This window comes from Mycobacterium sp. (assembly GCF_032159765.1).
Lineage (GTDB): Bacteria > Actinomycetota > Actinomycetes > Mycobacteriales > Mycobacteriaceae > Mycobacterium.
Map to the genome: position 1 here is coordinate 1 of NZ_JAVHWM010000237.1, position 3,771 is coordinate 3,771.

4 protein-coding genes are annotated in these 3,771 nt (G+C 65.1%); 3 read left to right on the top strand and 1 reads right to left on the bottom strand.

The window, feature by feature from the left end:
- Positions 1 to 168 precede the first annotated feature (168 nt).
- Positions 169 to 1,002: an FkbM family methyltransferase gene (locus tag QOH60_RS28610; protein ID WP_526425270.1), complete on the bottom strand. Its 834-nt coding sequence runs from the start codon at positions 1,000 to 1,002 to the stop codon at positions 169 to 171.
- A gap of 88 nt (positions 1,003 to 1,090) precedes the next feature.
- Between QOH60_RS28610 and QOH60_RS28615 the strand changes: the two genes are divergently transcribed.
- The 3 genes from QOH60_RS28615 to QOH60_RS28625 form a co-directional block, all read left to right on the top strand.
- Positions 1,091 to 1,822 (top strand): class I SAM-dependent methyltransferase, encoded by a 732-nt coding sequence (locus tag QOH60_RS28615; RefSeq protein ID WP_526425271.1) that lies wholly within the window; start codon positions 1,091 to 1,093, stop codon positions 1,820 to 1,822.
- Between the two features lie 5 nt (positions 1,823 to 1,827).
- Positions 1,828 to 2,835, top strand: coding sequence for a CgeB family protein (locus tag QOH60_RS28620; protein ID WP_526425272.1), 1,008 nt, complete (start codon positions 1,828 to 1,830; stop codon positions 2,833 to 2,835).
- A partial coding sequence (locus QOH60_RS28625; RefSeq protein WP_526425273.1) for a hypothetical protein occupies positions 2,823 to 3,771 on the top strand: 949 nt, incomplete at its 3' end. The genes QOH60_RS28620 and QOH60_RS28625, both read left to right, overlap by 13 nt.

A 3,771-nucleotide genomic window follows, 5' to 3' on the forward strand; every position in this document is an offset into this window, starting at 1 on the left:
CCCTGCGCAACACCGCCATCAGCCTCCTACGACTGACCGGCGTCGAGAACATCGCCCAACGCCTACGACATCACGCCCGAGACCCCGCAACCATCCTCAACCTGCTCCTGACCTGCTGAAACACGACTATGCCGGGGCCCTGGTGAGAGTCCCACCGGGCGAGGACACCTATGCGTTCCACCACGGAAATACCGGCAATCGTTCCCGCCACGAAGGTAGGTAGGCCAGGTAGTTGCTTTCCCGGAACGTCTCCAGTTCCTCATGCCACGCGGGATACTCCTCGATGCCTCGGGCCGTGACCTTGCCGAGGGAGTAGCCGTGCGGCTGGAGCAGATCGAACGCGTCCTTCAGGTAGCCACGCGCATGAATCCAGCGGTGGTTGTACTCGAACTGCAGCAACCCAATCCGTTGTTGGGCGACCATTTCCACAGCGCCCTTCATCACGTCCAGGTCGGCGCCTTCTGCGTCGATCTTGAGCAAGGCCACGTTCTGAAGGCCTTGCGACGCGCAATAGGCGTCGACGGTCGAGATCGCTACCTCCTCCTCTTGCTGCAGGGCACGCTCGGCCACAAAGGTGACCAGGGAGTTCGAACCGGCGCCGTTGTGGACGATCCGCAGGACGGCGGTGCCTTCCCGGTTGCCGAGAGCAATCCCCTCCAGCCGCGGGGCTCGGCGATGGTCGACAAAGTGGGCACTGAGACGCTCGAACGTGTATGTCGATGGCTCGAAACAGGTCACGTGGAGGTCGTCACGTGGGACCTGATTCAGGAGCGATGTGCTCCACTCGCCGAAGTGGGCGCCGACGTCGAGCACCTCAATCGGTCCGGCCGCACCGTTAAGCGACGACTGGACTAGTTGCTCTCCATTGAATTCAATGGAGTTCGGGCCGTCAAGGCGCACCTCGAGCCAAAAGAAGCGGGCGGCTCGCGCCATATTGCGGCGACCCACCATTCTCTCTACTCCATTCAGGACTCGGCGCGCGGCCGTCCGCAGTGTCGACACGTGCACACGGTACGGCACGAAAGACATAAAACGCGTGATTACGCGCTGCGTTGTCGCATATCCGCCTCGTAACCGCTAGGTTCGAATAGTGGACAACGACAGTTTGAGCGATGTGGTGCGGGACCGGCTGTACTCGGGCTATGCATCGACCCACGCCGGCGTTGCCGATGGCCGTTCCACCGCCCTGGTCTTCCGGCGCGACATCGCCCCGCTCCTCCCAGACCGACGCGACATACGTCTGCTCGACATTGGTTGTGGGCAGGGCCACCTGGTCCAGGCGGTGCGCCAGGCCGGCTACCTCGACGTTCACGGCGTCGACATCAGCAGCGAGCAGGTTGCCCAGGCTCATGCCGGCGGACTCCATGCGGAGGTCCAGCAGGGAGACTTCCGCGATGTCCTTGGTCGCGCAGCGGGAACCCTGGATGTGGTGCTCGCCACGGATGTCCTCGAGCACCTGACGCGAAACGAGGTCGTGGCCACGATGGACCTCATCCGTATGTCGCTGAAGCCGACCGGCATGTTCGTGGCCCGAGTGCCGAACGCCGGCAGCCCCTTCGGGGGCCAGATCCGTTACGGCGACCTGACACACGAGTCGTGGTTCACCGTGCGCAGCCTGCGGCAACTGACACAGGTGACGGGTTTTCGAGATCTGGTTGTTATCCCGTGCAAGCCGACCCGACACGGCGCGAGGAGCACACTTCGCGCCGCCGTTTGGGCCGTCGCGAGCACGGTAATGAAGCTTGCACTCGCCGCCGAGACCGGCGTCGTCCGCGGGCACATCGTCACCCAGAACATGACCTTCCGCGCGATGGCGAGGTGAGCGGGGTGAACGATCGAGCGCCACAGTCGAGCATGCGGGCGAGTGTCATCGGGCCGCTCTGGCCCGACAGTTTCGCCGACAACATCGCGTCCGGGCTGCGAGACCTCGGCATAACGGTGACCGAGCATGGTGCACCGCACCCAAAGCCACGCGCTCGCCTCACCGCAGTGGCCCTCGAGACAGCATTCCGGTCACACCAGCTGGACATGCGCTGGCAGATGCGCCTGGCCAACGAGATCCTCGACGCTGCCCCAGACGTGGTCGTCTCGACCGACGCGAGGTTGCTCCCTGAGGCCGTCGGCCGCATGCGACAGGCCGGAGTCCGCGTCGCGATGTGGTTCCCAGACTGCGTTGCGAACGTTGGTCGTTTCCACATGCTGGCGGCCGAGTACGACGTCCTGGCCTTCAAGGACCCGCTGCTCGTGCAGAGGCTCCGCGCGACCTACGCAGCCAACGTGCGATACCTGCCTGAGGCCTGCCGGCCCGGCTGGCACTCTCCACCTGTCGGGGTCACACCGAAGCCGGGACCGATCGCCGTCGTCGGCAACATGTACCCCTCACGCCTGATGCTGCTACGGCGTCTCCACGATGACGGCGTCCCTCTCCAGTTGTTCGGGAGCGGTTTCCCCAGGTGGTCCCACCCCGGACCGCTTCAAGGTCTCCACACCGGCGAGCACGTGACAGGCCTCCGCAAGGCGGAGGTGTTTCGCGGCGCCTCCGCCGTCCTCAACAACCTGCACCCCGCGGAGATCGACGGCGTCAACGCCCGGCTCTTCGAGGCGACAGGCTGCGGCGCCCTCGTCCTCACCGAGAGCCGTCCGACGCTCAGTTCCCTGTTCGACGACGACGAGGTCGTCGGTTTCGCCTCGTACGAGGAGTTGCTGGGTGCGGCCCGGGCGGCAGCCGCAGGTGACCTTCCCGCTAAGGAGTTCGGCGATCGGGCGAGTGCTCGTGCCCATGCAGAGCACCGCTACGTCGACCGCCTGACCAGGCTGCTGGAATGGCTGACGTAGCGCTGGCGCCCCGTCCATCGCCGACGGGAGCCCAGATACAAGACGACCTTCCTCGCCGGACTTCCGTGGTGGCTGCCTCCTTCCTCGCTGCGGCGGCCGTTCTACCGCTTGCAATCGCCAACGGGTCAAGCACCACCGATGTGCGTCTGACCGCCCTCAGCTTGTCGTTGCTCGGTGCCAGCTGCCTGCCGCTCGTCTCCGGGCGCGCCGGGGTCAGACGTGCTCTGCGTGACTTCCGGCTCGGCTCCTGGTTCGTGGTCTGGTACACCGTCGGTTTCGGCGTGCTCAGCCTGCTCCGGGAGCCGGCGCTGACCGTCAGCAACGCCCAGATCGCCACCGACTCCCTCATCCGGGGATTGCAGCTGGCCGGCTTCGGGCTGGTGGCATGGACAATCGGTTACCTGGTCACGGTGAGGACGTTCAGTGTGGGGAGGGCACAGCGCAACCGCCCGCCGTCAATGAACATCATCGCGCTGTTGTTCGCTTGTGGCCTGCTCGGTCACCTCCTCGCGGCCCTCAGTGGCCGCTTCGGCTACGTCGGTGACGCCGCTGGACGAGTCGCAACTCCCGCGGTAACGGGGCAGTTGGTAGACGTCCTCACATCGGCTGGCACGTTCGCGCTCGTCCTCTTGGCCATCAACTTCGTCATCCGACGGACCGGACGGGCGAGAACTCTCCTCCTGCTTGCCTTGTCCGAGGAGGTGACCGTCGGCCTGCTAACTGGGATGAAGAGTGAGTTCATTCTGACGCTGTTCGCCATAACTCCAGTGCTCGCAATCGGGACCAACCGGTTTCCCACCAGGATCTTGACCGGCGGTGCCGCGCTGCTGCTTCTCCTGGTGTTCCCCTTCGTGACGACGTATCGCGAGACCGTACGCGCGGGATCCACCGAACTCGGACCCCAGCAAGCGTTTGAGCGCGCACCGGCTCTGATCC